Origin of the sequence: Exiguobacterium sp. KRL4 (assembly GCF_001870785.1) — a bacterium.
GTDB lineage: Bacteria > Bacillota > Bacilli > Exiguobacteriales > Exiguobacteriaceae > Exiguobacterium_A.
On sequence record NZ_MOLV01000020.1, the window covers coordinates 16,140 to 42,050 of the forward strand.

At 49.3% G+C, this 25,911-nt stretch carries 34 protein-coding genes; 20 read left to right on the plus strand and 14 right to left on the minus strand.

What is annotated here, in order from left to right; translation table 11 throughout:
* The first annotated feature begins 5 nt into the window (after nt 1-5).
* Nucleotides 6-620 (plus strand): VOC family protein, encoded by a 615-nt coding sequence (locus BLD48_RS12205; protein WP_071500449.1) that lies wholly within the window; start codon nt 6-8, stop codon nt 618-620.
* On the opposite strand, the gene BLD48_RS12210 is transcribed toward BLD48_RS12205, so the two are convergent.
* Entirely contained in the window at nt 617-1,549 is a 933-nt protein-coding gene (locus BLD48_RS12210; protein ID WP_071500450.1) for a zinc-dependent alcohol dehydrogenase, read from the minus strand. The two genes, BLD48_RS12205 and BLD48_RS12210, sit on opposite strands and share 4 nt — an antisense overlap.
* A gap of 169 nt (nt 1,550-1,718) precedes the next feature.
* On the opposite strand from BLD48_RS12210, the gene BLD48_RS12215 reads away from it, so the two are divergent.
* The 3 genes from BLD48_RS12215 to BLD48_RS12225 all read left to right on the plus strand — a co-directional run bounded on the left by BLD48_RS12215 (nt 1,719) and on the right by BLD48_RS12225 (nt 3,387).
* The gene (locus BLD48_RS12215) at nt 1,719-2,354 is read left to right on the plus strand and encodes a hypothetical protein (protein ID WP_236630015.1); all 636 of its coding nucleotides are present in this window, start codon (nt 1,719-1,721) and stop codon (nt 2,352-2,354) included.
* A 321-nt stretch (nt 2,355-2,675) separates the two neighbouring features.
* The gene (locus BLD48_RS12220) at nt 2,676-2,873 is read left to right on the plus strand and encodes a hypothetical protein (protein ID WP_071500451.1); all 198 of its coding nucleotides are present in this window, start codon (nt 2,676-2,678) and stop codon (nt 2,871-2,873) included.
* A gap of 115 nt (nt 2,874-2,988) precedes the next feature.
* Nucleotides 2,989-3,387: an RDD family protein gene (locus tag BLD48_RS12225; protein WP_071500452.1), complete on the plus strand. Its 399-nt coding sequence runs from the start codon at nt 2,989-2,991 to the stop codon at nt 3,385-3,387.
* A gap of 91 nt (nt 3,388-3,478) precedes the next feature.
* On the opposite strand, the gene BLD48_RS12230 is transcribed toward BLD48_RS12225, so the two are convergent.
* The 3 genes from BLD48_RS12230 to BLD48_RS12240 all read right to left on the minus strand — a co-directional run bounded on the left by BLD48_RS12230 (nt 3,479) and on the right by BLD48_RS12240 (nt 5,058).
* Nucleotides 3,479-3,967 carry an NUDIX hydrolase gene (locus tag BLD48_RS12230; RefSeq protein ID WP_071500453.1) on the minus strand — a complete coding sequence of 163 codons (489 nt, stop codon included), beginning with the start codon at nt 3,965-3,967 and terminating at the stop codon, nt 3,479-3,481.
* Between the two features lie 94 nt (nt 3,968-4,061).
* Nucleotides 4,062-4,334 carry a hypothetical protein gene (locus BLD48_RS12235; RefSeq protein WP_071500454.1) on the minus strand — a complete coding sequence of 91 codons (273 nt, stop codon included), beginning with the start codon at nt 4,332-4,334 and terminating at the stop codon, nt 4,062-4,064.
* On the minus strand, nt 4,309-5,058 hold the full coding sequence (locus BLD48_RS12240) for an SDR family oxidoreductase (protein WP_071500455.1): 750 nt from the start codon (nt 5,056-5,058) through the stop codon (nt 4,309-4,311). The genes BLD48_RS12235 and BLD48_RS12240 overlap by 26 nt, the downstream gene beginning before the upstream one ends.
* A gap of 144 nt (nt 5,059-5,202) precedes the next feature.
* On the opposite strand from BLD48_RS12240, the gene BLD48_RS12245 reads away from it, so the two are divergent.
* A complete protein-coding gene (locus BLD48_RS12245) occupies nt 5,203-5,739 on the plus strand; it encodes a ribonuclease FAU-1 family protein (protein ID WP_236630016.1) in 537 nt (178 codons plus the stop codon).
* A 300-nt stretch (nt 5,740-6,039) separates the two neighbouring features.
* Entirely contained in the window at nt 6,040-6,702 is a 663-nt protein-coding gene (locus BLD48_RS12250; protein WP_071500456.1) for an HAD hydrolase-like protein, read from the plus strand.
* A 75-nt stretch (nt 6,703-6,777) separates the two neighbouring features.
* On the opposite strand, the gene BLD48_RS12255 is transcribed toward BLD48_RS12250, so the two are convergent.
* Genes BLD48_RS12255 through BLD48_RS12265 form a run of 3 tightly spaced genes read right to left on the minus strand, consistent with a single transcriptional unit; the run spans nt 6,778 to nt 8,617 of the window.
* Nucleotides 6,778-7,482, minus strand: a complete 705-nt coding sequence (locus tag BLD48_RS12255) for a class I SAM-dependent methyltransferase (RefSeq protein WP_071500457.1) — start codon at nt 7,480-7,482, stop codon at nt 6,778-6,780.
* Nucleotides 7,479-8,249, minus strand: a complete 771-nt coding sequence (locus tag BLD48_RS12260) for a creatininase family protein (protein WP_071500458.1) — start codon at nt 8,247-8,249, stop codon at nt 7,479-7,481. The genes BLD48_RS12255 and BLD48_RS12260 overlap by 4 nt, the downstream gene beginning before the upstream one ends.
* A gap of 14 nt (nt 8,250-8,263) precedes the next feature.
* Nucleotides 8,264-8,617 (minus strand): YciI family protein, encoded by a 354-nt coding sequence (locus BLD48_RS12265; protein ID WP_071500459.1) that lies wholly within the window; start codon nt 8,615-8,617, stop codon nt 8,264-8,266.
* Between the two features lie 185 nt (nt 8,618-8,802).
* Between BLD48_RS12265 and BLD48_RS12270 the strand changes: the two genes are divergently transcribed.
* Nucleotides 8,803-9,540 carry a tubby C-terminal domain-like protein gene (locus tag BLD48_RS12270; protein ID WP_143082941.1) on the plus strand — a complete coding sequence of 246 codons (738 nt, stop codon included), beginning with the start codon at nt 8,803-8,805 and terminating at the stop codon, nt 9,538-9,540.
* 81 nt (nt 9,541-9,621) lie between these two features.
* The gene (locus BLD48_RS12275; protein ID WP_071500461.1) at nt 9,622-9,990 is read left to right on the plus strand and encodes a PH domain-containing protein; all 369 of its coding nucleotides are present in this window, start codon (nt 9,622-9,624) and stop codon (nt 9,988-9,990) included.
* A gap of 337 nt (nt 9,991-10,327) precedes the next feature.
* Here BLD48_RS12275 and BLD48_RS12280 read toward each other — a convergent pair whose 3' ends face one another.
* The gene (locus tag BLD48_RS12280) at nt 10,328-10,948 is read right to left on the minus strand and encodes a serine/threonine protein kinase (RefSeq protein ID WP_071500462.1); all 621 of its coding nucleotides are present in this window, start codon (nt 10,946-10,948) and stop codon (nt 10,328-10,330) included.
* 141 nt (nt 10,949-11,089) lie between these two features.
* Between BLD48_RS12280 and BLD48_RS12285 the strand changes: the two genes are divergently transcribed.
* The 5 genes from BLD48_RS12285 to BLD48_RS12305 are packed head-to-tail and all read left to right on the plus strand — an operon-like array spanning nt 11,090 to nt 15,306.
* The gene (locus BLD48_RS12285) at nt 11,090-12,568 is read left to right on the plus strand and encodes a carboxypeptidase M32 (protein ID WP_071500463.1); all 1,479 of its coding nucleotides are present in this window, start codon (nt 11,090-11,092) and stop codon (nt 12,566-12,568) included.
* Nucleotides 12,565-13,296, plus strand: a complete 732-nt coding sequence (locus BLD48_RS12290; RefSeq protein ID WP_071500464.1) for a glycerophosphodiester phosphodiesterase — start codon at nt 12,565-12,567, stop codon at nt 13,294-13,296. The genes BLD48_RS12285 and BLD48_RS12290 overlap by 4 nt, the downstream gene beginning before the upstream one ends.
* A gap of 12 nt (nt 13,297-13,308) precedes the next feature.
* Complete coding sequence (locus BLD48_RS12295; RefSeq protein WP_071500465.1) at nt 13,309-13,785, plus strand: hypothetical protein; 477 nt, start codon at nt 13,309-13,311, stop codon at nt 13,783-13,785.
* Nucleotides 13,775-14,344, plus strand: coding sequence for a guanylate kinase (locus BLD48_RS12300; protein WP_071500466.1), 570 nt, complete (start codon nt 13,775-13,777; stop codon nt 14,342-14,344). The genes BLD48_RS12295 and BLD48_RS12300 overlap by 11 nt, the downstream gene beginning before the upstream one ends.
* Before the next feature lie 56 nt (nt 14,345-14,400).
* Nucleotides 14,401-15,306, plus strand: a complete 906-nt coding sequence (locus BLD48_RS12305; RefSeq protein WP_071500467.1) for an aminoglycoside phosphotransferase family protein — start codon at nt 14,401-14,403, stop codon at nt 15,304-15,306.
* Nucleotides 15,307-15,382: 76 nt separating this feature from the next.
* Here the strand turns inward: BLD48_RS12305 and BLD48_RS16090 are convergent, their stop codons facing one another.
* From BLD48_RS16090 to BLD48_RS12320, 3 genes are all read right to left on the minus strand, one after another.
* Entirely contained in the window at nt 15,383-16,396 is a 1,014-nt protein-coding gene (locus BLD48_RS16090; protein WP_083412327.1) for a tetratricopeptide repeat protein, read from the minus strand.
* 69 nt (nt 16,397-16,465) lie between these two features.
* On the minus strand, nt 16,466-16,909 hold the full coding sequence (locus BLD48_RS12315) for a MarR family winged helix-turn-helix transcriptional regulator (RefSeq protein ID WP_014970479.1): 444 nt from the start codon (nt 16,907-16,909) through the stop codon (nt 16,466-16,468).
* Nucleotides 16,910-16,972: 63 nt separating this feature from the next.
* Nucleotides 16,973-18,052, minus strand: a complete 1,080-nt coding sequence (locus tag BLD48_RS12320; protein ID WP_236630017.1) for a GTP pyrophosphokinase — start codon at nt 18,050-18,052, stop codon at nt 16,973-16,975.
* 136 nt (nt 18,053-18,188) lie between these two features.
* On the opposite strand from BLD48_RS12320, the gene BLD48_RS12325 reads away from it, so the two are divergent.
* Nucleotides 18,189-19,328 carry a Six-bladed beta-propeller, TolB-like protein gene (locus BLD48_RS12325; protein WP_071500468.1) on the plus strand — a complete coding sequence of 380 codons (1,140 nt, stop codon included), beginning with the start codon at nt 18,189-18,191 and terminating at the stop codon, nt 19,326-19,328.
* 201 nt (nt 19,329-19,529) lie between these two features.
* Here BLD48_RS12325 and BLD48_RS12330 read toward each other — a convergent pair whose 3' ends face one another.
* On the minus strand, nt 19,530-19,955 hold the full coding sequence (locus tag BLD48_RS12330) for an organic hydroperoxide resistance protein (RefSeq protein WP_014970476.1): 426 nt from the start codon (nt 19,953-19,955) through the stop codon (nt 19,530-19,532).
* 105 nt (nt 19,956-20,060) lie between these two features.
* Here BLD48_RS12330 and BLD48_RS12335 point away from each other — a divergent pair, with 105 nt between their 5' ends.
* Entirely contained in the window at nt 20,061-20,495 is a 435-nt protein-coding gene (locus BLD48_RS12335; RefSeq protein WP_071500469.1) for a MarR family winged helix-turn-helix transcriptional regulator, read from the plus strand.
* Nucleotides 20,496-20,517: 22 nt separating this feature from the next.
* Here BLD48_RS12335 and BLD48_RS12340 read toward each other — a convergent pair whose 3' ends face one another.
* Nucleotides 20,518-20,973 carry a hypothetical protein gene (locus BLD48_RS12340; protein ID WP_014970474.1) on the minus strand — a complete coding sequence of 152 codons (456 nt, stop codon included), beginning with the start codon at nt 20,971-20,973 and terminating at the stop codon, nt 20,518-20,520.
* Nucleotides 20,974-21,079: 106 nt separating this feature from the next.
* Here BLD48_RS12340 and BLD48_RS12345 point away from each other — a divergent pair, with 106 nt between their 5' ends.
* The 4 genes from BLD48_RS12345 (at nt 21,080) to BLD48_RS12360 (ending at nt 24,961) form a co-directional block, all read left to right on the plus strand.
* Nucleotides 21,080-21,610: a PH domain-containing protein gene (locus BLD48_RS12345; RefSeq protein WP_236630018.1), complete on the plus strand. Its 531-nt coding sequence runs from the start codon at nt 21,080-21,082 to the stop codon at nt 21,608-21,610.
* A complete protein-coding gene (locus tag BLD48_RS12350; protein WP_071500471.1) occupies nt 21,607-23,076 on the plus strand; it encodes a PH domain-containing protein in 1,470 nt (489 codons plus the stop codon). The genes BLD48_RS12345 and BLD48_RS12350 overlap by 4 nt, the downstream gene beginning before the upstream one ends.
* Nucleotides 23,077-23,097: 21 nt before the next feature.
* Entirely contained in the window at nt 23,098-24,024 is a 927-nt protein-coding gene (locus tag BLD48_RS12355) for an alpha/beta hydrolase (RefSeq protein WP_071500472.1), read from the plus strand.
* Nucleotides 24,025-24,172: 148 nt separating this feature from the next.
* On the plus strand, nt 24,173-24,961 hold the full coding sequence (locus tag BLD48_RS12360; protein WP_083412328.1) for a protein phosphatase 2C domain-containing protein: 789 nt from the start codon (nt 24,173-24,175) through the stop codon (nt 24,959-24,961).
* 47 nt (nt 24,962-25,008) lie between these two features.
* Here BLD48_RS12360 and BLD48_RS16415 read toward each other — a convergent pair whose 3' ends face one another.
* Nucleotides 25,009-25,167: a hypothetical protein gene (locus tag BLD48_RS16415; protein WP_201723153.1), complete on the minus strand. Its 159-nt coding sequence runs from the start codon at nt 25,165-25,167 to the stop codon at nt 25,009-25,011.
* A 147-nt stretch (nt 25,168-25,314) separates the two neighbouring features.
* Between BLD48_RS16415 and BLD48_RS12365 the strand changes: the two genes are divergently transcribed.
* On the plus strand, nt 25,315-25,908 hold the full coding sequence (locus tag BLD48_RS12365; RefSeq protein ID WP_071500473.1) for a hypothetical protein: 594 nt from the start codon (nt 25,315-25,317) through the stop codon (nt 25,906-25,908).
* Nucleotides 25,909-25,911: the final 3 nt, after the last annotated feature.

Consider the following 25,911-nt stretch of genomic DNA (forward strand, 5'->3'; position numbering starts at 1 on the left):
AGTCAATGTTATTTCATTACCATCTGTGGACGCCGTTGGTCGAAGAGACGGAACGGTTTTATCAAAAGCTTGGTTTTCGCGTGACGCAACGAATTGGAAAACAGGACGGAACGTTCACGTCGTTTGACCCGCCACTTGACTGGGACGATTTCCGTCATGAAAAGATTCTGTTTCGGATCATTGAGATGAAACGGGGAGCAATCAACATTACGTTTGGGTACGGAAAAAAAGTCGCCTTCGACCACATCGGCTTTTGGATGACAAAAGCCGAGCGGCTGGCGACACTTCAACGGGCGGAAACGTTGGGGTGGACGGTCCAGGCGAACGAACGCCGGACGTTTATTCAGACGCCTTACGGCTTTCGGATTGAATTGCAGACGCATCTGGATGCGATCGAATCACGATCGGGGGATCAACTTCTGCAGCTCGAGATTGCGACACCAAAATCAGGTCTTGCAGCGATGTTACACCAGTTACTCGAGCGACCGGTTCCGGAAATCACGACGTCAGCAGCCGAGCAAACACGTTTGGTTGACGTGACGTTTTCCGGTGAGCATGCAAGACACGAGCAGGATCCAAACGGTCTGGAAGTGCGGACGGTGAGTCGGGTGCAGCGTTAATCAACGAGTGGATAGGTGACGAAGACTTTTAACGGATGCGCGTCTGTCAGCAAGCGCTCGAAACATGCGACTAGATCACGGGAAGCGACCGTTTGTTCATACAGTTGCTCGAGCTGTGGAACGTGCGGTGCCGTCTCAAAAAACCACGCAGCATGAGCGCGGTAATCCCACCCGTCACTCGAGCCGACAATCCGCAATTCTTTTTCATAAAAAGCCGGCGTCAACGATAACGTCTCGTGATTCCCGTCCGACAAGATACAGAGCTGACCGTGAGGAACCAATGCCTCCTGTAACAGAGCAAAAGCGTCCTGACGGGCCGAGCATTCGAATGCATGCGTAAACGTGTCGGAAGACGGATCGTCGGGCTGAAACAAAGCCGTCGCGCCAAGTCGCAAAGCGAGGGCTGCCCGGACGGGATCCGGTTCAGAAACAATAATGCGTTCGACCTGATAGTAGTAGCGGAGATAAAAAACAGTTAATAACCCCATGACCCCCATCCCGGTCACAAGTACAGAATCCGTCGGCAGAGGCGCGAGTTTCCGCACGCCCTTCGCGGCGTCACACGACAAGATGTTCAGTAAGGCGAGTTTAGCGGAAATCCCGTCCGGAACAGGAATGGCTTTTGACGCCTCGACAAGCGCGACGTCCTCATGACCATAAAAAGCAAGCAACCGGTCGCCGACCTGAAACTGGGTCACGTCTGTCCCGACGGCGAGGACTTGGGCGTAGCTTTCGTAACCGGTCTCTTTCGGATAGATCGGAAACGGGTCCGTTAGATCGTTGCCACGGATTTGCGGCAGTTCGGCGCCGATGCTGATAGCTCCGGCGATGGTTCGGACAAGCAATTCGTTTGCTTGCGGGGGAGGCAGTGTATGTGTAGTCCAGGCGACGGAACAAGCTGATGTCACCTGTAAGCGGTGCTGATTCATTAATAACCCTCTTTTCTAAAAAAGTGATTAATCTTCCTGTAGTATAAGGTGAAAAAATCCTTTTTAGAATAAAAATATGACAATTTTGTAAGGTGTGAACTTTTGGGAAGTAACCTGTTTACCAATCAGGATATGCTATTCTAGACAAAAGACTGAACAAGAAGAGGACGTGGCAGACATCGAACGCATCGAAATGTCGATTCATCGTGGATTAGTGGAATTAAAAAATTTAGATAAACGGATTCAAAAAGCACAGACCAAACCGTTCATCGGTGTTCATACCGGCAGTCAGGCTCCGGCAGGTTATCCGTCGGTCGTGACGTTTGCCGAAGAAGCCAAAGCCAATCTCCATTCGATTCGGGACTTGATGGAACGACGGAACCGGATCAAGTCGGCCATCACGGCGTCGAACGCTGTAACGGTCGTCCGGATTGCCGGGCGCGAGATGACCGTCGCCGAAGCCATCGACCGACGGGATGCCGGTCTGGTCTATGACCGTCAATTGTTGCAGACATTACAGACGCAGCTCCGGCAGGTCGAGCAGACGATCGAAGAAGAACGTCAAGATATCACGCGTCGGGCTGACAGCCATATCGAGGCGACGTATGGTTCACGCGAGAAGGGCAATGCCGAGGAAATCGAAAAGTCACGGCGTTTGTTCCTTGAACGCTTGGAACCAAACTTGATTGATCCGTCGCAGTTACGTCAAGTGATCGCCGAGCTCGACGAGACGATTGACACGTTTGAGGCGGAAGTCGATTTCACGCTCTCAGAAAGTAATACGGTCACGAAAATCTTCGCCTGATGAAAAAATTCCTTGTTTGTCCGATGATCCTGCGACCAAACACGCTTGTTTTGTGCGATAACAAAACGTCGGTGCGATGCACCTCACATCGGTTCTGAATGGAACCTCAAGTGAAAGTTCAACGCTGACAGCTCAACGGATAACGAACAATGGTCAACGATCAAATGATCAAAGCTTCAAGTTGAATGAGCAAAGACGGATAAAATCCACGGTACAACGGAATGAGAGAGGATTTGTTTGTTGCCTCTAGGAACACCGCGTGGCTGGGCAGACAAGGAATATACATAAGTAAGAGAAGTAAAACAGGAAAGGATGAGACGGATGTTGCCGATTTATTTGTCTATTTTGGAAATGTCGAATCTGATTCTTGCAGTTTTCATCGTGGGCGTCATCTTGACCTTCAAATACGGACGCCTGTTTGTGAGTAAAGAAATCCCGGCTGCAAGTAAACGAATCGCCGCTGTCTTGTATAGTGCGTGTCTATTCGGTTTGAGCGGCATCGTCCTATTTTTTTCTTGATGACGAGACCTTTTTTGACAGGAACCTACCATGTCAAAGAAGGTTTTTTTGATTCAAAGGCGAAAGGGTAAAGATTGAACAGTGAAGTGATTGTTAAACCAAGGAGGAACTGAGGATGGACGGATTATTAAAACGCCGGATCGGAGCAGGAATCGTTGATTTAATCGTACAAGGAATGGTTGCCGGTGTGCTCGAGGAAACCGTGTTGAAACGCGTCAAAAATAAGGCGGTTCATTCACTGATTACGGAACCGACCGTCAATTTCCTGATCGAAACGACACAACTCGCGACAGGAAGCCGGCAAACCATCGGACAACGACTGTTTCAGATTCAAGTCATCAGCGACAACGGACAACCGCTCGCTGTCAAACAGATTGCGAAACGGATTGCTTACCGGGAAACGATTGCCCCGATCAAAAAATGGAAAAACCGCAAAATTTATCTGCAGGACGGATCGGTGTTACCGGAGGATGAATTTACCGGTACACGTGTTGTGCGGAAAGTGAAATCTTGATCTTAATGAAACCGATAATGGTGAAAAATCAAAAAGACTTACATTTGGTCCATGACCGATTGTAAGTCTTTTTAAATTGATCTTTTTGTGGTCATTTCAGGGACAGAGGCGAAAAGGAACTATCCAAGTTCCATAACCGATCTCCCAGTTGCTTAAGCAACTCGTTGGCCCGGCGCTCAATCGTCTCGGGAAGTGTCGTCTGGCTGAAGTAGCTCAGATTCAGACTTTCCCCGTCGAGCATCGCAAGCGTCCCCGTGACGTCTTTTGCGTGGTAAAGATGAATGACGCTGTATGTTTCATCCCCGTTCGGATACTGGAAGTAAAAGCGGGGACCGGAAAAGACGCCGATCAGTTCCAGTTGAGTCGTTTGTAAACCTGTTTCTTCTTGTAGTTCACGGATGGCGACTTCTTCGAGTGTTTCGCCAAGTTCCATCGATCCGCCCGGTAGTCCCCAGTCGTGTGTATCGGACCGGTGTTGGAATAAGACTTCCCGTTGATCGTTCGTCACGAGGACCGTTGCACCGACGCTGATGATCGGACGACTACCGATGGTCTTGCGTAATTCTGAGATATACCCCATGTAGAGACCTCCTTCAAGTTCTGTAAGATCGGCTTTGATGTAACCAGTGTTTGTACAGGACGGAACAGCATCCTTGTTTGTGATCACGTCTCAATCATTCGGCTGGATTGAGGTGGATCGCATATGTTGACATTACATCGGTAAATTGCTGAACACTCATGTCAGGCTGCAATTGCAATGAAGGAAGAGAAACATCCTGAAGAAAGGCTTGATGGACACCTACGATTTTTGTCGGGTCGCTGTGAAGGACGGACAGATTCGTCGGAATCGCTTCACTCAACAGAATCTGTTCGAACGAAATTCCTTGCGCGGATAACCATTCGGAAACGTATGCTGCTCCATTACCGGATGAATCCACCCTCTGCATGAATGATCTGTCCTGTGATCCAGGCGGCGTCTTCACTGACGAGAAAGGCAATGGTCCGCGCAGCATCACTCGGTGTACCGATCCGTCCAAACGGAAACTGCGGTTTGAGCTGAGTCCGGACGTCATCCGTCATCCACGTCGAATCGGTTGGTCCGGGATTGAGCGCGTTGACGGTAATCCCAAGCGGCGCGACAGCGAGCGAAAACGAAGTCGTAAACGCTGAAATCGCCCCTTTCGTCGCTGCATAAGCGAGTTCATCCGGCATCGGACCGAGATCCTGTCCGGACGTCATGTTGACGATACGACCATTCTGTAAACCGTCTTGTTCGAACTGACGGGCAAACAGGACCGATAACAGCAGCGTGCTCCGGATGTTGACGGCGTAGTGGGCATCAAGTGCTGTAATGTCCAAGGAAGCCAGATCGGTCTGCGTCGAGTGAGCGGCATTGTTGATCAGGACGGACGGCGTACCGACCGTTGAGAGCGTATGGGTGAAAACACGTTCTGCCGCATCGGGTGCCGCCAGATCGATTTCAAGCGCCTCGCTTTGGGTACCGTTCGCCGCCAGCTCTGTTTGAAACGTCTTGATCCAGGAAGGATCGGCTTTCCAGTATGTAAAACAAATCATCATCCCTTGAGTCGCGAGCTTCCGGCAAATCGCCGTGCCGATATCATCGGGATGGCTCGCACCGGTGATGAGTGCAATCCGGGGTGAGTTTGACATAACAACGCCTCCAATATAAGTCCATGTGTGTTCATTGTACCGTGATGAAAAGAATGACGTCCAGAGAAAAGAGGGATTTTTTTACAAAATACAACAGAATCCATCCGTTTCCAAATGTTATGATGAAAAAAGAGGTGGTTCAACGTGTTGAAACGTAAATACGCGGCGCGCTCGTCATGGAAGCGGATGATCGAACGAAACTACCGGGAGTTGTATCTTGAGACGGAATCGTTCACTGGGTATGTAACACGGCCTCATATGATTCAGGTGACGCATCCGTTGCATGTTCGGTATTCAGAACAGACGATTCAGCTTGTTGGCGACGGCTATTCCTGGCTTCAACAGTTTCCGAGCGGGAAAAAGCATGTCGTCACGACGATGTTTGATGGACACGGAAAGATTATTCAAACGTATGTCGATATTTGTCTTCGTCACGGACGGGATGCGAACGGGATTTTTTGGGATGATTTGTTTTTGGATCTTGTTCTGTTGCCGTCGGGAGAGTGCCTGATCCTCGATGCGGATGAGCTGGAAACAGCTTTGGCAACAGGGGAAATCAACCAGGCTCAGTATGATGGAGCATGGCGGGAGATCGACCGGTTGCGCGAACAAATGCGGACATCGGTTTTTGTGCTCGGCACGCTTGCTTATGCACACCATGCCTTACTGAGTGATTCGTGATTAGAACAAGCAAATCCCGTTGAGTGTAAAAACAATCAACGGGATGATGGAAGGGTACCACTAGACGATTTTGTTGTGGTTATTATAGAGGACGAATAGAACGACACTGATGACAGCTAAGGCTACAACAATAAGCACCATCATGATGTTTCATCTCCTTGTTCCTTCTGAAACATGACACATCCCTTTAATGATCTTTACCCTGTATTCAGAAGAACGAGTGAGTGGTACGAAGATTTTTTTATCTTCTTATGACAGGTGACGAGAAGTCGTACGTTAACAATCAAGGAGGAAGCAAACATGAAGCAGACTTACATATTTGATATGGACGGAACGTTATTTCAGAAGAATCGTATTCTTGGTTATGCCTTGGACGACGCGTTCACTTTCTTACGCGAGCAGGGACGCTGGACCGGAGAGACCCCACTTGCGAAATATCAATCAATCATGGGAGTACCGTTGCCGGAAGTCTGGCGGACACTGTTGCCGAAGCACACGGACGACGAACGGACACTTGTTGATCAAATCTTTCAAGGCGCGTTGATCACCCATATCGAACAAGGGCATGGTGCGTTGTATCCGGGTGCCGAAGCGACACTCCGAGCCTTAAAAGCAGCGGACCATCCTTTGTACGTCGCAAGCAACGGCTGGAACATCTATTTGACTGCGATCGTTACATATTATGAACTGGATCGGTGGTTAGACGGTGTCTACAGCATCGAAGACGTGGAGTCGTTGAAGAAAAGTGATTTGGTTCGACACATCTTGTCAAACCACCAGCTGACGCAAGCGACGGTCGTCGGAGACCGGTTTTCTGACTTTATGGCGGCACGGGTCAATCAATTACCGGTCATCGGCTGCCGTTTTGATTTTTCGAATGAAACGGAACTGGCAGAAGCTGATTATATCGTCTCCGATTTACCGGACATCCTAAAGTTGAGTCTTGCTCCGCTCTCGAAATGAGATGTTCTACTTTCAACACGACACAACCGGTGCCTCCTTTGAACGTTAAGGGGACACCGGTTGTGTTGGATCGTGTCATCTCTTTTGGAAAAGTGCTGTCCACAGTCCGGAGAGCCCGAAGACCGGATCGGTCGGGGCAGCTTCCTGCATCAACCGGATTTCAAGGACGTCAAACGTATCGAAAATCGAGCGGAGTTTGTCTTCCGTGAACCCAAGACCACTCTGCAGACTGCGTTGACGGTAAACGTCCCAGTCCGTCATGTCGGACCCGCCGTACTGTCCGCCCTCGACGAAGCAGGTTAAGGCAAAGCAACCGCCCGGTCGTAACGCATCCGTGACGACGCGGATGTAATCGTTTCGTCGGTGCGGGGCGATATGATGGAAACAACCGGAATCGTAGACGAAGTCGTAAGCACCGTCTTCAATCGAGAGCTCAAACAAGTTTCCTTGCCGGAACCGGATATCAAGTTGTCGCTCGTTTGCCCGTTCATTTGCCCAATCAATCGATGTTTGGGCAAGATCAATCGCGTCGACCTGACTTCCACGTTCAGCCAGATACAAGGCATTGCGACCGGGGCCGCTTCCAAGTTCGAGGGCACGGTCGATCGGAATCTGTTGCTGTTCAACGTAGCGGACAAGATTCTCATCCGGTTTATCGACGAAAAAGGGAATCCGTTTCGTCCGATCTTCATAAAAGTTATCCCAAAACACAGTCGGTTCCCGCAGTAGCGCGTCGAGCATCTGTAAGATATCATCATGTGTGCGAATCGTTTCGTTCATGAGTGTTCCTCTTTTCTCATCGGCAGGTTTCTCAGACGGACGGCAGTTGTCAGTATCTCTTCCAGATGTTCCGCCCGCTTGTCGATGAAGGTCGTCCAAAACGTTTCACCCATCGTCGCCAGTTCATCCGGCGAATAGACACCGGGTTCAAAATGACCCCAACAGCCGTCTGTTGTCAGTTGATCCCAAAAGACATAATCAGCGACAGGGTAATGCGACAGTGGGACGTCCCCGCCCATTGGTTGCAGGTCAACGAGTTCCGGAAAAAGCCACATTGCCGTCGCGACGGACAACAGACCACCGTGGCGTTCGTTTAATCCGTCCAGTCCGGCAGCATGCAAGGCTTCCTCGAAGGCCTGGTAGCGGTGGGTCGTGATGACGACCAATTCCGGGTATTTAAAATTGATTTGCTTAACGAATGCCGATTCCCAGTAAGCACCACCGTGTCCGTTGCAGAGGACGAATTGATTAAACCCTTGACGGAACAGATTGACGATGATTTCTTCGAGCATCATCGATAATACCGTCGGACTGACGGTGACGGTTCCCGCTTGATTGGCGTGTTCTTCGGACGTGTTAAACGGCAGTGTCGGTAAGACGTAAGCATTTAACCGTTCGCCGAAGACGATCGCATATCGCTCGGCGATCAGCGTATCGAGGTGCATCGGCAAATACGGTCCGAACTGTTCCGTCGCCCCGACCGAGAGAATGGCAATGTTCGTCCGGCTGTCTTTGATGACTTGTGTACTGTTTTTGTAGCTGAGCATGAATCGATTCTCCTTTATTCAAATACTTGACGTAATTCGATTTGTCCTTCGCCATGACCTTGCGGATCCGGCATACGTCTGGCCCAGACGATCGCTTCCTCTTTTGACGCCACGTCAATCAACAGGAAACCGGCGATCTGCTCCGCCGGTGGTTCAAACGGTCCGGATGTGACGTCTGCTTCCCCATGGGATTGTTGATAAGTAAAACGCAGCGCTTCCCGCGTCGGGTGAAGTCCTTTTGCCATGACCCGGACACCTGCCGTAACCAACTCCTGATTAAAGGCGGCCATCGCTTCTTGGAGCGATAGATCCGGAAGTAAATCGGCTTCCGACCGGTGAGACGCTTTGACGAGCAATAGAAATAACATGAACAAACCTCCAAATGAAAGTAGAAAATGGTGATGACCGTATCACTCCTACATAGTATTCGACAAATAGTCAAAAATCCCTACTGTATCAACTAAAAAATGGATATAAAAAACTCCATTGATGGAATATATAAGGGGAATGGTTGCCAATTTAATCGTGTTTAATTAGCATGGAAATGGAAGTTATGAAATCAGAAATGGTCATGAAAGGGAACTGGGACATGATATATTGCATCGGGTTATTTCTGTTGGGGGTCGTCGGGTTAACGGCGCGCGGGTTATATTTTGGGATCTTCGACATCACAGAGTGGGCGAGTCTATCGTTGTTTCTGCCCGCCGCCTACGGAGTGGGGTGGATCGAACGGATCCAACAAAAGCGGGACGGAACCTTTTGCGGCTTGGACGCCGGATACGCTTCACGCCTCGGTGAACGATTATCGACAGGGGTGAAACAGATTTATCAAGCGGACGTTGCGTTCGGTACGTACCGGCGGACGTTCCATAAACCGTGGCACCGCTGGTTCATTGCTTTTCCGAAAGTGGAAGGTTTTTTTCTGAATTTGGTGTTCGACGTGTCAAACCAACAACTTCAGCTAGTCGAGAAACCGAATCAACGGTTGTGGAGCAATCAGACGGAATGGTGGATCGAGGAGGAGGGGGAGACTGTCGGTGAAATCAAAACGGATAATACGTTCCGTCATGCGGCCGCGTTCAGCGAAGTGTTGCAGATGACTTACCGAGCGGAACAGTATCAGATCCAGTCATCCAAATTATCGCGGCGCATAGAGGTGTTGCAGCAAGGCGCAACAATCGCAACGAGTAAAAGGAAACGGAATCTCCTGACGTTTGATGTGCCCAATCACGACGCGCACGTCGTGCTCCTCGCCGGAATGGTTTTGTTTCGCTTCCATTACCGGGAATGATGAGCCTCCCGGAAGATGACAGGATATGGTATCCTGAGACAAACAGCAAGCCAATCAAAAGCAGAAAGCAGGCGATTTTTGATGAGTAATCCACTGAGTCAACTCGCATGGACCTTCGTCTCCGAGTGTGACATCCCGCAGGACGTGCAAGGATTATTGATTCAAGGCGAACAGGCGTTGTCCGCCTACAAGACGATCCGTGACGTTGCTATCTTCACGACCCACCGGTTGATCATCCGTGACGCGCAAGGGTTGACGGGGAAAAAGGTCGAAGTCTACTCGATTCCCTATAAGTCGATCAACATGTATTCGACGGAAAACGCCGGCGGGATGTTCGACATCAACTCGGAAGTCCAACTGTTCACCCGTGCCGGGACAATCAAGATCAATCTCAACAAAAAAGTCGACGTCCGAAAAATTGACCTGCTGATTGCCAACGCGATTTTGTAAAAGGAGTTGAGAAAAAATGAGACGATTAATGAAACGTTTATCGAAGAAAAAAAGACTGTTTCTGCTCGTGACACTCATCGCCACGATCTGTCGACCAAAACGAGTCCGTTGATTTTATTTCAATTCCCGTAATTAATTTATTTAAAAAATATCCAACTAAACCTTGCCAATCATTCCAGAACGATTCATCCTCTACCACTCATAACAGGTACAAATCAACTATCTGCTTGTCCGAACAATCAAAAACGGATCCCTTAAGGATCCGTTTTTGATTGTAGTTAAACGATTGAAGGAATAAAGAAATGACCGACAGCCCACGACTGTCGGTCATTGTTGTTTACCCCGTCTTGCGCATCGATTCGAACAAACGTCCTTTATAAACGTCGGCGATTGTGTTCAAAAACGATTCAGAAAAACGTTTCGGGAAATACGCCTTCGCATAAAAATAGTGGTAAGCGCGCTTTAAATCATCCCATTGCGTACACGGATCGGTCTGACGGAATCGAGCGACATCGATGATCCGTGTCCCGGTTGGCGTCAACAGGATGTTCCGAAGATGGATGTCCGATGGATTCAAACCGACGGAACGTGCTTCAGCTAAAGCCCGATCGACCGTTTGGATGACATCGTCCGTGATGAGTGTCCCGCTGATCAGACACTCGAACAACGTTTGTCCTTCGATGTATTCGATGACGAGGTAGTCAGTCCCGTATTCATACTGTTTCGCATACGTCGCAAAGGGACTTAATTGTTCATAAATCGACCCCTCGATTGCCGCGAGATGGCGGTGCGATGGGAAAAACCTCTTGATTACACGATCCGTTCCGCGGATCCGGAACACAAACGCACTTCGACCTGTTCCGATCCAGTCCAGTTCATCTGGATGAGAGGTGACGGTATATCCCTCCTCGATCTCTTTCAGGTGAATGGCAAAAGCCAATTCGGAATCTGTTCTCACAAATGCCACTTCCTTTCTCTTCTTTAATTATACGCTGTTTTCCGGCAGAAGGTTTCAGAAAACTGTTCGTGTGTGAAAGTTTTGAACATTTTGTGATATGCTGAAAATGTACAGCCACTACCGAGCCAAGGGGGAATTTTAATGAATACATTACAACAATGGCGTGACCATTTTGAATCGCTTCGTGCCTACGAGGAAGCGGTTGCGTTACTCTACTGGGACATGCGGACCTACATGCCGGAACAGTCAGCCGAAAATCGTTCGAAATCGATCGGTTTTTTGTCGACGGAAAGTTTCCGTCGACGGACGGGAACGGTCTATCAATCGTTGTTAGAAGCGATGGGTAAAGAGACATTAACGGGTCTGGAAGCGGTTTCGTACGAAAAAGCGAAACAAGCGTATGACCGGGACTCAAAGATTCCGGAAGCGGAGTATCAGACGTTCATTACGCTGATTTCAGAAGCCGAAAGTGTCTGGGAAAAGGCGAAAGACGCCGACGATTGGGAATTGTTTGCACCGTACTTAGAAAAAATCGTAGCGATGGAACGGAAATTCGTCGAGTACTGGGGATATGCACAACATCCGTACGATGCTTTGTTACACGATTATGAGCCGGGCATGACGGTCGCGGAGCTCGATCCGTTATTCGCAGAATTACGCCAAGCGATCATCACACTGTTGAAACAGCTGGACGGGAAAACATTCCCGACACTCGACTGGTCAGCAAGCCGAGACACACAGATTCAGTTGAACCATGAATGGTTAAACGATATCGGGTACGATTTCACGGCCGGACGACTCGATGAGACGGTCCATCCGTTCCAGACGACGATCAACCGGAAGGATGCGCGGGTCACGACGAAGTATGATGAAGCCGACTACCGCAATTCTGTGTTCGGAACGATGCATGAAGCGGGACACGCGACGTATGAGCAAGGCATCGCACCGGAACTCGATACGCTTGGACTTGGAGAAGGGGCCTCGATGGGCATCCACGAGTCACAATCGTTGTTTTTTGAGAACTTCATCGGTCGTAATCAAGGGTTCCTCGCGGCCCGTTATGCCGGATTGCAACAGGCGATTACATCGTTGAAAGACGTACCGTTCGAGACATTTTATGCCGCTGTCAATGAAGTCAAACCATCACTCATCCGGATCGAAGCGGATGAGCTGACCTATGCGCTTCATATCATCATCCGGTATGAACTCGAAAAACGATTGATTACAGGTGAGCTGGAAGTCAAGAATTTACCGGCAGAATGGAACCGGCTTTATAAGGAATATCTGGGAGTCGACGTCCCGTCAAACGCGAAAGGGGTCTTACAGGACGTCCACTGGTCCGGCGGTTCGTTCGGATACTTCCCGAGTTATGCGCTTGGTCTCGTCTATAGTGCCCAGTTAAACGAAGCCTTACGTCGTGATGTCGCCAACGTCGATCAATTGATTGCCGAAGGAACGCTTGCACCAATCAAGGAATGGCTCAGTCTAAACATTCATCAATATGGAAAAGCGAAAACACCAGCAGAGCTGATACAAGCGGCAACCGGTCAAGCGATTTCGGTCCAACCGTTGATCCACTATTTGACGGCGAAATATACGCGGGTCGTCGAGGCATTATGATGCGTTGGTTCGCCCATCGCGGAGCGAGCGATCAGTTTCCGGAAAACACGTTAGAAGCAATCGAAGCGGCGATTCCCGATGTTGACGGAATCGAGTTTGATGTCCATTTTTCACGTGATGGCGTTGGTGTCATCATTCATGACGAGACCGTCAATCGGACGACGGACGGAACGGGACGGGTCGTTGATCTGACGGTAGCCGAACTGAAACAGTTAAACGCCGGTGCCCGTTTCAGAGGCAGCGACGGACCGATGAAAACAACGATTCCGACGCTCGATGAAGTGTTGGCGTTGCTCGCTCCGACGACAGTGAAACTGAATATTGAACTGAAGACGGATACGATCCGCTATCCGGGAATCGAAGCCTACACGTTAGCGCGTTGTCACGCACATGGGATTGAGAAAAATCGATTGATTTTCAGTTCCTTTAACCATTATTCCATCGATACGGTCCGAAAACTCGATCCGGGTGTCGAGACGGCCATCCTTTATCCGTATCCGCTTTATCATCCGGAACAACAAGCGAAACAACTGGGAGCAAAAGCGATTCATCCGGATTACCGACGGGTGACGAAGGACGATGTCAGACTGGCCCATGCGGCGGGAATCGAGGTCCGTGTCTACACACCAAAAACGGTCGAAGACGTGCGGCGGATGGTCATGCTGGGTGTTGACGCCGTCATCGTCAATGATCCAAAAGGTTTCAAAGCAAGCTTGTCCATCCACTAAGGAGGAAGCGTCATGCGCAAGGAGCAGTTGTTTATCATTTTAGCGTCAGTAGCAGCGCTCGTCATCGGTCTGCAGATTGGTTTTGCCAGTCTACCTGCCCCGAAACCAAAACGGGTCGAGGAATCGGTGACGAAACCGGATGATTTTCAGGGAGGACTTCGCGACGCGAAAACCGAATTAAAGATGGTACAACGTTTTGCTTTAACGAGTACGATCGAACACGATCGTTTGTGTCGGACGTGGATCTACACGAGCCAAACACCGAGCCGGATTGCCGTCGACTGGTATTATGTTGCAAGTTATCCGGAAAAACAGGTCCAGATGACACGGAACGACGTCTCACGGATTTTGACGTATGACCGGTATTTAGTAGTCATTCGTCCGATTTACGGTGTCATTGAAGACAGTGAGCTGGAACAGTTTTCTTTACGTTTTTCAAGCTATTTCATGACGATGCAACAACAAAAGGAGGATGGCGATGTCAGGTAAAATCATTCTATTGATTGGTGGATCAGGCAGCGGAAAGTCTTCCTTGATTAAACGGTTACGCCATGAATATGAACGTGTCCGCTTTATTCCATCTGTGACGACTCGACCGAAACGGCCGACGGAACACGATGGTGAGAGTTATCATTTTGTTGATGTCAAAACCTTTCAACAATTGATCCAAGAAAACGGCTTTATCGAATATGCTCATGTCCACCGTGCCTGGTACGGGACTCCGCGGCAAGCATACGAGGAGATTCTCGCAACAGACGGAATCGTCATCAAAGATATTGATCCGAAAGGCGCAGCGGCGTTCAAAACGTTGTTCGCGGATCAGGTGATTACGATTTTCGTGTCCGTTCCGCCGGATTTGATGAAGGAACGGCTGTTGATGCGGGGCGATACGCCAGAATTCGAAGCGCGACTCGTCGATTATGCCGATGCGTGGAAAGACCGGGATCATTATGACTATATGATTGAAAACATCGACTTTGAACAAGCGTATGCGGATTTACTCGGAATCATTTCCGCCTATATCCCGGGACAACCGTCCGAATCGTAACAGCAGGGAATTCGTTCCTTGCTGTTTTTTCATCCATTCTCAAACAGGAGGTTCTGATGGATCCAATCGAACAGCTTTTACGGGAGCAACCTGAATTTCATGGCATCATGGTATGGGAACGAATCAAAAACGGGTATTCCCGTCATCCGAAATATGTCCTTCGGCAAAACGGGCGAACATCGATTGTCCATGTCGCGCCACGGGAAACGTTTGTACGAAAACGGGCAGAGTTTACGTTGCTCCAACGGATGAAGCAGGAAGGTTTTCCTGTTCCGGAACCATTTGCCGTCAAACAGCTGCCGTCGATCTGTTACGTTTGGTATGGTTTCCTGCCTGGACAAACGGTGAAGAAGACCTTGCCCCTTCGGCAGGAAACGGCATATGGCATGGGGCAGGAAGCAGGGCGGCTTTTGAGGCGTCTTCATCAGTATGAAGCACCGGCAGACGTCAGTCCGTGGTATGGACGGTGTCTGGACAAACACGAACGGTATGTCCGACTGTATGAGCAGGGACCGATTCGACTAAAGGCGGACAAGGCGATCCTTTCCTTGATCAAAGAGCGCCGGCATCTGCTGAACGAGCGGCCAACTCACTTTCAGCATGATGATTTTCATCTCGACAATCTGATTACGGACGGGTGCAGCTTGACGGGGGTGATTGATTTTTCGAATTACGACTTTGGGGACCCGTGGCACGACTTCGTCAAACTTGGGCTGTTTCAAGTCGCGGACAGCCGTCCATTTGCTGTTGGTCAAATCGACGGTTATTTTGACGGTGACGTGCCGGACGCCTTTTGGGAAGTGTATGCCGTGTATCTTGCGATGGCGTTATTTTCATCGCTTGTCTGGACCCAACGTCACGCCCCGGAGGAAATCGGACCGATGACAGCCCGTCTTGAATCGATCCTCGCGGAACATCATCATTTCGAACGAGACAGGCCCGACTGGTACACTTCGTTTTAGGAGCGCCAGACAAAAAATAAGACGGTCATTTCCCACACGATGCCCTGTGGGAAACGACCGTCTTATTTGTGTACCATCAACTGTCCCACGTTTCCTCCAGGTGTTCGGCGTAAAATCGTAATGCCCGTCGATAGGTCCGAATGTCTGCATCATGTGTCGTCCCGACAAGCGTCTTGACGAGGAGGCTGATCGACTCGGACGAACGGTCAAGATTGTACAGCGTCAAGGCTAAAAACGTTTGTAACGCCGGATGGTCCGGGAAGTGGGTCAGTCCTTCCGTCAAGGTCATATACGCCTCTTCATAACGGCCGAGTGCCCGGTAAGTACTACCAAGACCGACGTATGCCTGTTGCAAGTCGGGGGCCGATAAGCCGGCATCAATCGCCTGGACGTAGTAGGGGACGGCAGCCGCTTCTTCGCCGAGGCTATCGTGACACCAAGCCATCTGATAATTCACGAACGGATCGTCAGGTGTCTGATCGAGATACGAAGCAACCAGTTTTTTGGCATCGGCGTAGTGGTTAGTCTGCCGCAACTGCCGGACCTGTTCCCAATCATGGGGACGGGTTTGTGTCGTGGTCCGCTCCTGTCGCAGACTGACGAAGATCCGCTGGTCGATCCACGTCCCGTGTTGCGCTAAAAACTGGTGGCGGATCCCTTCCTCCTGCATGCCGAGACGCTCGGCGAGTGCGAGTGACGTCTGACGGCTCGGGTCGATCTGCAGCTCGATCCGGTGGAAATGGAGGTGATCGAACGCAAGTGTATGTACCGCAGTCAAGGCTTCCGCCCCGTATTCGTCGAGCGACGGTGCAGGGAACGTATAATCGATCCGTGCCCACTGGAAATCGTTCCGTGCAAGTGTCGATAGGATGATCTTTCCGAGTGGCAGACCATCTTCCGTCCGAAAAACGCCGAAGTGGTATTCGAGATCGTCTGCTGCCAACCGTTGTTGTGTTTCGACTACCGTCTTAAAATCGGATGCGGTAGAGCCGACCGGAACAAGAGAAGCGGCCAGACAGTCCGGGTAATCCGATGAATCAAGCGGACGAATCGTCAACCGATCCGTTTGTATTTCGAGGGAAAACGTCATCTTCAAGTCACTCCTTCATCTGAAGTCAGAGCAAAAACCCTCCAACCGGATCGGCTGAAGGGACAGGCATTAATTTTGTTGTTCGAGTTTCGTCAGTAACGTCCGGAACGTATCGAGCTCGGCATCCGAAAAATCAGCGAAGACGTCCGACAGGTATTCCATCTTCATCGCTTCCAGTTTGCCGTACAATTCGATGCCGTCTTCGGTTGCGCGCAGTTCGACGACACGACGGTCGAGCTCACTCCGCTCACGCGAGATCAATCCTTTTTTCGTCAATTCATCCGCCAGTGCCGTAATCATACTGGCTGAAAACTGGAACTCGTTGGATAAGGCCGAAGCAATTTGTGGACTGCTTGTGCAAAGCGACTTCAAGATAAAGAATTCGTTTCGTGTCAAGTACGTCGTAAACATGCTCCGGACATCTTTTTTGATGGCGCGGTAGTTCATCCGCAACCCTTTTTCTGTATCGACGATCAACTGATCGCGATTTGCTACTTCTAATGTAGTTGCCATAGTTTCACTCTTTCTGTACCGTAGTTTCTTCACCCGAGATTTAGTATAGTGAAAAATTTTAGTTTAATCAATATTTTTCTCTTGAATCATCTCTTCCGTCAACGGTTGGACTTGTTTGATGATCTCCCCGACATTTCGCAACTCGGGATAAAACCGCCGGAAGAAATAATCAATCCGGTGGGGGTCGTTGCCGGCGATCGTCACGGCCATACAAATGTAGGCGATGCCGATTCCTTGGCGTGGCAGGAACGGATTTGGCATGACCTGGGCACACTTCAAGGCGAGCGGGCTGTGGACGGACACGGCCTCGATCAGTTCGCCGTAATTGCGAATGTCGACGTAGTGGAACATCCGGATCAATTCGTTGATCAGTTGTTGATCGGAGTCGAGCATCATTTGCGAGGTGACCAGCTGTTTATCTAACGCATTGATGACGGAGGAGTGATCAATGAAATAGTTTAAGTTGTCCGATGTGATCCGGACTTGATGGGGGTCGGATAAAATCTGTTGGACCGTCTCATCCTCAAATTGTTTTAATTGTTTTTTGATGTTGACGAACTCCTGATCGGCGATTTCAAGCAGACCGGCGACGCGGCTGAAACTGCGCCGGACTTCGGCCGGGACACTGTTCGGATTTTTATAACCTAAGTCATGTTCGATCTCCGCCCAGGCATGCTGTAAAATCGACCGGATCTGGATTTCCGCCGTATGTTCCTTGAAGCGGCCGTATTCGCTGAGCGCTAACCGCTGTTCGCTTAAGGCGGCGACGAAGTGGACGGACAGGTAACCGAATTCGGTCGTATCGAGTAACGTCGATTTGTCGACCGACTGATCGCGGTCGATCGAAAACTCATTTTCAATGATTCGGGCCGCTTCCCGGACATCATCATGAAAATAGGTGACGATCCGGATGCCGGTCAGATCGTGGACGTCGCGGAGAGATTGGTATTTATTCGGTTGTCGCAGAACTTTTTGGTACAGGCTCTCCGATTCCTTTGTCCGGGCGACGATCGAATGGTATTTGATGCCGGCTGCGTCAAGCAGTTCCGATAATAATACTTTTAATTTATCGGCAAAGGCATCATAGTCTTCCTTTTCATTCACGTATTCGAGCATCATCGTATTTAAGTCTTGAGATTGCACGGATTTCACCTTCCTCGTCATATCTGCTTCTAGCTGTATTGTAGCATTCGTTTTCACAGGACGCACGGGATGACCCTGTTTCAAGGACTGCGCTTCGTGGGAAAGAAACAATAGAACATCTGGGAGGGGTGCTAGAATGGAAATCTTGGACGCACGGGCGTTACCCGCCGATCATTCTGATATTTTACATGTCACACCGTCAACGGTCTATTTCCGGCGACGACTCGACGGCGATCAGTTTCACATCAGCCGGTTTGACTTGGAAGACCAGGAACAAGTGGATTTGACGACAGAACCGTTACAGGATCATGGACCGACCCGACCGTTCGTCAAACAAGGAAAAGTCTATTGTCTCAACGAGCAGGACCGAAATGAAGGAGGCGAGACGTCGTTGGTCGCGCTTGATCTGCATTCCGGAAAAAGTGAACAGCTTGCTTCGTGGCAACTGGGTGGAGACTTGACGCTTTACTGGGTGCTGAACGCCCGGTATATGGTGTTGTTACACGTCGATCAGACGACGACGGCCTTTTTATACGACGTTGAAACACGTCAACAACATGTGATCAAGGATGAACGGTTGTACGGGATAACGGAGAATTACCGCGAACTCTATTTTTTCCTCGTCACGCTGGAGGCGACGGATTATATCGTCTGTAATGCAAGACTCGATGAATTTTCATTTTACGATGCGCTCGAGAGCGGTGTCATCTCACCAGAAGATCCGATCGATCATTCCGAAAGTCTGCTGATTGCCTCGCTTGCGACGATCGTCGCGGAAATCGAACAAGGGACCGAGCGACTGTCCTTTCAGACGTTGTTACGGTTGGAGGGGGAAGGGGATACGGTGCAATATCTGGGTGAACAGACCGGAAACCTTGTCTTTAGCGCCTATACGGAACGGTTAAACGAAGAGGTGTTTTATGAGATCAAAGATGAATCCGCCATCACGGAACACGAACGGATCCGCTGGAGTGACTATGAGCCGCTTGATTTTACGTATGACGACGTCGAGTCGACGATCTTCATCGTCAACGAACGTTCCGATCAGCACCATGAAGTGATGAATCTCCGGACCGGTGCCCGTTACTTGGACCGGGACCCGTTCGAACGTGTCTTGCGTGACCGGTTTTATCTGCATGAATCGATTGGGGAAGACGCGGAGCCGATGGTGACGGTCTTTGACGGGGAACAAAACGTCCGCCATCGGTTCGAAGACGCGTATTATATGATCGTGTCCGGCGAACTCGTCATCTTGTCGGTCAACCAACTCAAATAAAAAAACGAACAGATCACCCGATCACACTGTGAATCAAGCAGTGTGATTCTTAAATCCAGACTTTATTTATTTCATATACTGAATGCATTTTATAAAAATAAATAAAAAACCTACGAAGTATCCCTCATCTTTTTTGAAACACAAGAAAAACCTCTTCCTTTTTGGCCCAATCGACCAAGAAAGAAGAGGAGAATGGTATGCTTATTCTGCGTCGTCAGTTGTTCGTGTGAAGATATCGACTTGAATATTTCCAGCTGTTGCGCGTGAGTACGGGCAAACCGTATGCGCGATTTTTCCGAGTTCCGCAGCTTGTTCTTCCGAGACACCACGGACGAGGACATCAAGTTCGACGGAAAGTGTGAACCCGTCAGCCGCTTCGTTTAACGTGACATGAGCAGTTACTTCACTTCCGTCATGTTTGATGCCTTGTTTACGTGCAACAAGATTTAACGCGGAATCAAAACAAGCTGAGTATCCAGCAGCAAACAATTGCTCCGGGTTTGTCGCTTCCTTTTTTGATCCGGGTACAGGCATGGCGAGAGCAACATCCAGGATACCGTCTTCTGATACGACGCGACCATCGCGTCCTCCTACAGCTGTTGCAGATGATGTGAACATAGGTTTCATAATCATAACGTCCTTTCGCATTTCATTATTTTTTTAAGTAGCTTACAATTAGATTGTATACAATTTAATAAAAAATACAACTATTTTGCTTGAAGGAGGCTTTTTATGTCGAATCCCTTATTACTTGAGGAACAACTCTGTTTTCCGTTTTATGCGATTTCCCGTGAAATCACGAAACGGTACCGTCCGTTATTGGAACCACTTGGATTAACGTATCCGCAATATCTGGTCATGCTGGTGTTATGGGAAAAAGACCGACAATCGTTAAAGGCGGTTGGTGAACGTTTACACCTCGACTCCGGTACATTAACGCCATTGCTGAAAAAGCTGGAAGCATCGGGTGTGATCGAGCGTATCAAAAATCCGGCGGATGAACGACATATCCAAATCACATTGACGGAAAAAGGAAACAGCTTACGCCACGAAGCGGAACAGATTCCGCTCGCCTTAAAAGAGTTACTGGGTGTGTCGGAAGAGGATTTTGAATTGGTCAAACAAACGTTAAACCGGCTGGCGATAAAAATGAACGGAACTGATTAACAGTCCCGTTCATGTTCCTTCCTTATTTCCGGCGGAAGCCTTCTTCTTCCAAATAATTGGCTGCTTCTTTATACGAATTAAAAGCTCCGTCGAGCAAGTCGCCGGCATAGACTAACCATGTGTCCAAGTCTTCATTTAACAACGTCAATTCGAACTGATTGTCGTTGATCCACGTTTCTTCCAACGTTTCGACCGTCTCGACCGTTTCAAGGGCTTTGATCGCATCTTGAAGCAAGAGGATGAGAGCGGGCTCCGAGAATTCCCGGATGTTGACGAAACCTTTCCGGTCTTTTTCGTAGCCGGGTAATCCTGCGGCGTAGACAAAACCGTTTCCGTTCGGGTGGAGATGATAGACGACGATTTTTTTCTCGAACTGGCTTTCAGGGAAATGGAAGTTGACACGGTTCAGTGACACTTCTTTCCGGACGAGTTGTGGGAAAGTCTCGATAATCGTTAATTTTTCTTCAAATGTTAGCATGGTTCCTCCTTGAAATACATTTCTACTCTTTTATATATGCGATGATTCGCAGGGAAATGTCAACGTCTGATTGATCGCGCTGAAACTTCAACGGGTCTCCTCCCGTATGGAAAAACGAAAGGCAGGAGATTTTATGCAATCGAATCACCCGACCGAAAACTGGCAACACTTGCCACGCGCTTCGGTAACCGCTGAACGTCAATCCGTCGGTATCCAGTATACCATTTATACGCTACTCGTCGGAGTCGCGACATTCGTCCAAATCAAGTGGCTGGATCTATCTCCCTGGTGGATGTGGATCGTGGTCGCTATCTTACTGATGTTATTTTTACTACAGTTTGTTTATATCCCTGACATCCGCCAACGGTATTTTAAATACCGGGTGGATGACGAATTTTTAGTCGTCGAGTTTGGGATCCTTGTGCTCCGTCACGTCGTCACGCCGCTCGTCAAAGTCCAAATCATCGATACGTCGTCCGGTCCGCTACTGCGTCGTCTGGATTTGATGAATATGAACGTTCATACAGCATCCGGACAAATCGAATTACCGGGACTTGATGTCACCCAAGCGACGATACTGCGGCGAAAAATCGAAAGTTTTGCGAAACTGGAAGAACAAGAGGAGGAGTCGTTATGACACGGCGCGTCCATCCACTGTTCATCTTGATGACCACGTTGACCCATCTCCGGTCACTCGTCATCCCGATTGCCGTCATCTTGTTCAACGATTTAAAAAACGACGGCTTTGGTTTTTATACGATGATCGGTGTTGCCGTTGTCAGTCTCATCATCTTAATCTTCGGCATCGTCTCTTGGTACTTTTATACGTTTACGATTGATGAACAATCGATCCGGGTCAATAAAGGCGTATTCCGTAAAAGTGAGCGGACGACCCAACGCCAACGCATCGAGTCGATTGGTATCAATCAGAACGTGCTGGAACGGTTGCTGGGTCTTGCGACCTTGACCGTCGAGACTGCGTCTGACAGTGGCAAACCGGAAGTCGAGTTAAAGGGAGTCCGGCTCGACTTCGCGAAACAGTTAAAGTCGACGATCGGGACAGGGGCGACGCAACCTGCTTTAGAACAAGAGGTGGGTGAAACCTACACGGTCAGTCTGATGGATCTTTTGTTTGCAGGTGCCTTGTCTGGACGACTGGGTCTTGCACTTGTTGGTTTCGGGGCTGTCTATCAATTCGTCAATCGCTTCATCGAACAATACATCAGTCAAGTCTTCAATGAATTGTTGCATCTCTCCTTGTTACTGTTACTTGTCATCGGAGGTGCTGTCCTCTTCCTCATCTATGTTGGCTCGATACTTGTTTTCATCCTTCGGTACGGCTCGTTCCGGGCGACGTTGAACAAACGACGGATGACGATCGGTTACGGATTGGTGAACCGGACTGAAGTCGTGTTTCATCAAGACAAGGTTCAGGCACTCGTCATCGAGGAAAATTGGATCAAACGTCGGTTCAAGCGAGCCCACCTGTCCCTGCACATCATCTCGGCAAATGGGGAAGAAGAAAAACTATTGTTACACCCCTTCATCCGTGTCGCGGATATCGACCGCTTTTTGCACCGGTTTTTACCGCGTTTCGAACAACTCATACCAGAAAAACGTGCCGTCGACCGTGGATTTTTTTATATCGTCCGTTGGCCGCTTTTAGGGTACGCCAGTTTGTTGACCGTCTTGAACGGGGCACTCATTTACTGGTTACCGGAGTCGATCCGCTATTTGGGTCTAATTTTATTTTTGTTCCTGCCGCTGTATTACATCCTTGCCCGGTCCGGGTACAAAAATACACGGTATGGGTATCAGAACGATTTATTTGTCTTACGGAAGGAACTCGTTAATCGGGAAACGATTTATGCGCCACGTCTAAAAATCGAAGCCTTTTCGAGTCAAGTGTCACGGTTTCTGGAAGAGAAGGATATTTTGAAGTTCCAGATCACGCTTCGTGGATCAGGTGTGTTCCAGGCGGGGTATTTCACTCAGGCCGAATTCGTCGAAGTCTTAGGTTGGTACCAACAGACGTTTCTTAAACCGATTCCGCCGGCAGCAGGGACAGATCCATCAGATGGCGAATATGTCGAAGAAACCTAGGAACGGAAGGAAGTGGATGTTGTGCGCAGATGGTTAGTCGTCATCTTGATGATCGTACTTGGTGTCGTTGGTCTGATTCTGTATGACGGATACCGGATGCAACACACCTTGATCGGGCAGTCGGAGACCACCCGGCTGATACCAGAACCGAAAATAGAGAAGACAACATCCGATGAACGCTGGTTTTCGCGTCAGGACGTCGAGCAAAAGAACTGGACGACGGATGGTCTGACGCGAGTCGGACAGTACCTGCCCGCCGTGAAGGCTTCGGAAAAAACGGTCATCGTCGTCCCGGACGACACACGATTTGGATCAACGCTTGCCTATCCGCTGATCCGTTTTTATCACGAACAGTTGGGATATAACGTCTTCGTCCCGGTACGACGTGGGCATGTGCCCAGTGCGGGAACATTGAACTACGGATGGATCGATCGATTGGATTTGATCGACTGGACGAATTGGTTGATCCAAGAAACGGACACACGTCACGTCCTCTATCACGGAGTGGGTGTCGGAGGTGCGACGGTTCTGCTGGCCGCAGGTGAAACGACCGTCCCGAAACAAGTGAAGGTCGTCATTGCGGAAGGGGCCTATGCGCGTCTCGATGATTGGTTCCATTCGTTAGCGAAAGTAAATCTGTCCTATCCGGCGGGCCTCTCCCTTGCGGCTGCCAGTATCTTGAATAAGATGCAACAAGATTTCTTTTACGGCGACGTTTCTGTCACCCGTCAGACGAGCCAAATCCGGATACCGGCTCTGTTCATTCATGGCACTGACGATACGATTGTCCCTTCACGAATGGTGTATGAACTGTATCAAGCGAAGCCGGGCATCAAACAATTGTATCCGGTCCGGGGAGCAGGACATGGAGAAACCTACTCGACCAATCCGGAAAATTATGAAAAACGGCTCCGGTTGTTTGTCCAACCGTTTTTAGAAGCACCTTAACGAACGTGTCACGCCTCGCTGCTTTGATCGCGGTCAGGTGTGGCACGTTTTCGCATTGACCTTGTTTTGGATAGGATAAATATACCAATTCCACTTGCGTATGCTACGCTAGTTGTATCTTTTACAAATAAAGGGGCAGGTGATAACTATGTACGATTTGAGATGGATCGGGTCGGAAAATACGTTCGTCGACGACATCTCGATCGAATCCATTGGTCCGATCACCGTCGGACGGTTTGGCGGGTGCAGTCGTTCCGGGCAGACCAAAAATGAAGATGGGTGCCTGATCTGGATCGGACAGGACTGGGAGTGGACGATGGTACTCGATGCACACGATACGGCAGAAAGTGCTTCGTTAGTAGTCGATCAGTTTACAAAACATCGGATCGTAATCGAACAGATTCTGGGTGAGGAACCGGCGACCATGTTTGCTTCATTAGAACGTCTAGTCCTCGACTTACTACAAGAAGAGAGCTTTCGGACCGCTTGTCGCAACGTGCAAGGGGAGACGGCATGTCTGTTTCTCGTCCGAAAAGGAAAATATATCTGGTGGTTATCGGTCGGCGATGTCGTCGCCTATCTGTTTCACCCGGATTTAAGGAAACATCGTCAGTTCAAACTGAATGAACGACAATTCTTCGAATGGATCGGTCGGGTCAACACGTTTGACTTGCCTGTCCCGTGTTATACACGGGGGATCCGGGAATTACGACGAGGGGTCAACCGGATTCTGTTGACGACGGATGGATTGATCGAATGCCCGGGCACACCGTTTCAAGACTCGGCAAAAGTCGAAGCGGTATTTGAGAGACCTGAGACGGCAGTCGAGCGACTGCTGACGACGATCGAGCGACAGGGTGTCCGAGATAGTACGACGCTGTTGACATGGGAAGTCGTCATCGATGAGACCGTTACAGAACCAGGCAACGCTAAATAAAAGCATGACCCGTCTTTTCCGTCCGCGCTGGAAAGGGGGTCATGCTTTTATTGTGAGTCGAGAAGTTCGTCGGTAGCATGTAGATGGGGCGGTTCCAGTTGAAGCGGATCAGGATCCGCTTCTTTTTCTGAATGCGTCAACGGGAGAGCGATCCCGACGCTGGTCAATAAGGCAATCAACGTGGCATTGGTCAACGTGTGGTGCATCTGACTTCACTCCTTTTTTTTAAAAGAAACCAACCTTTTTCACTATTCTGAATATTTATTTGTGATTCGTCAAGTAATCGTCATCTTCCGAGTATTACTTTTTCCCGTTAAACCGGTATACTTAAACATGAAAAAGGGGGATCTCGCTTGAAACTTACTAAAGCCAACACACGTATCTTAGAATCACTGTTACCTCGACTGAATCTGAATGTCGAAGAACCGGAACGGACCGACATCGAACGCCGTCTTCAGGCAGACTTGTACGAAGCCCAACGGTCCCAAAAGCCGTTTGAAACCGTCCATGGCCAATCGCCGGAAGAACGTCTGGATCAGATGATTGCAGAAATCCCGGAACTTAAACGGGTAGAAACACAAAAACGATGGACCCGGAACTATGTTTCAACGATTCTGATGTTCATCTTCATTGAAGGGATTGATGGTGTCTTTCAATTCGCGCTTGCGGATTACATCCTCTTTTCGATCATCGCCTTGTTTTTGATCGATGCGATGTCCATCCTGATCACCTCACCCAAAATCCGGCTCGTCAAAAAACGGGTCTGGCTCCAATTTTTGGTCAGCTTCCTGTTATTTGCGACCTATAAGGCGGTCCTGATTACATTTGTGCCGAATCCTGATGTGTTGATTCAAGTCAGCGGTCCCGCATCTTATCTGATCGGAGTGGGTGGTTTAGTCGGATTGTATCTGTACTGGTCTAAAAATCCACTTCGTAAACGCGCTTAAGCA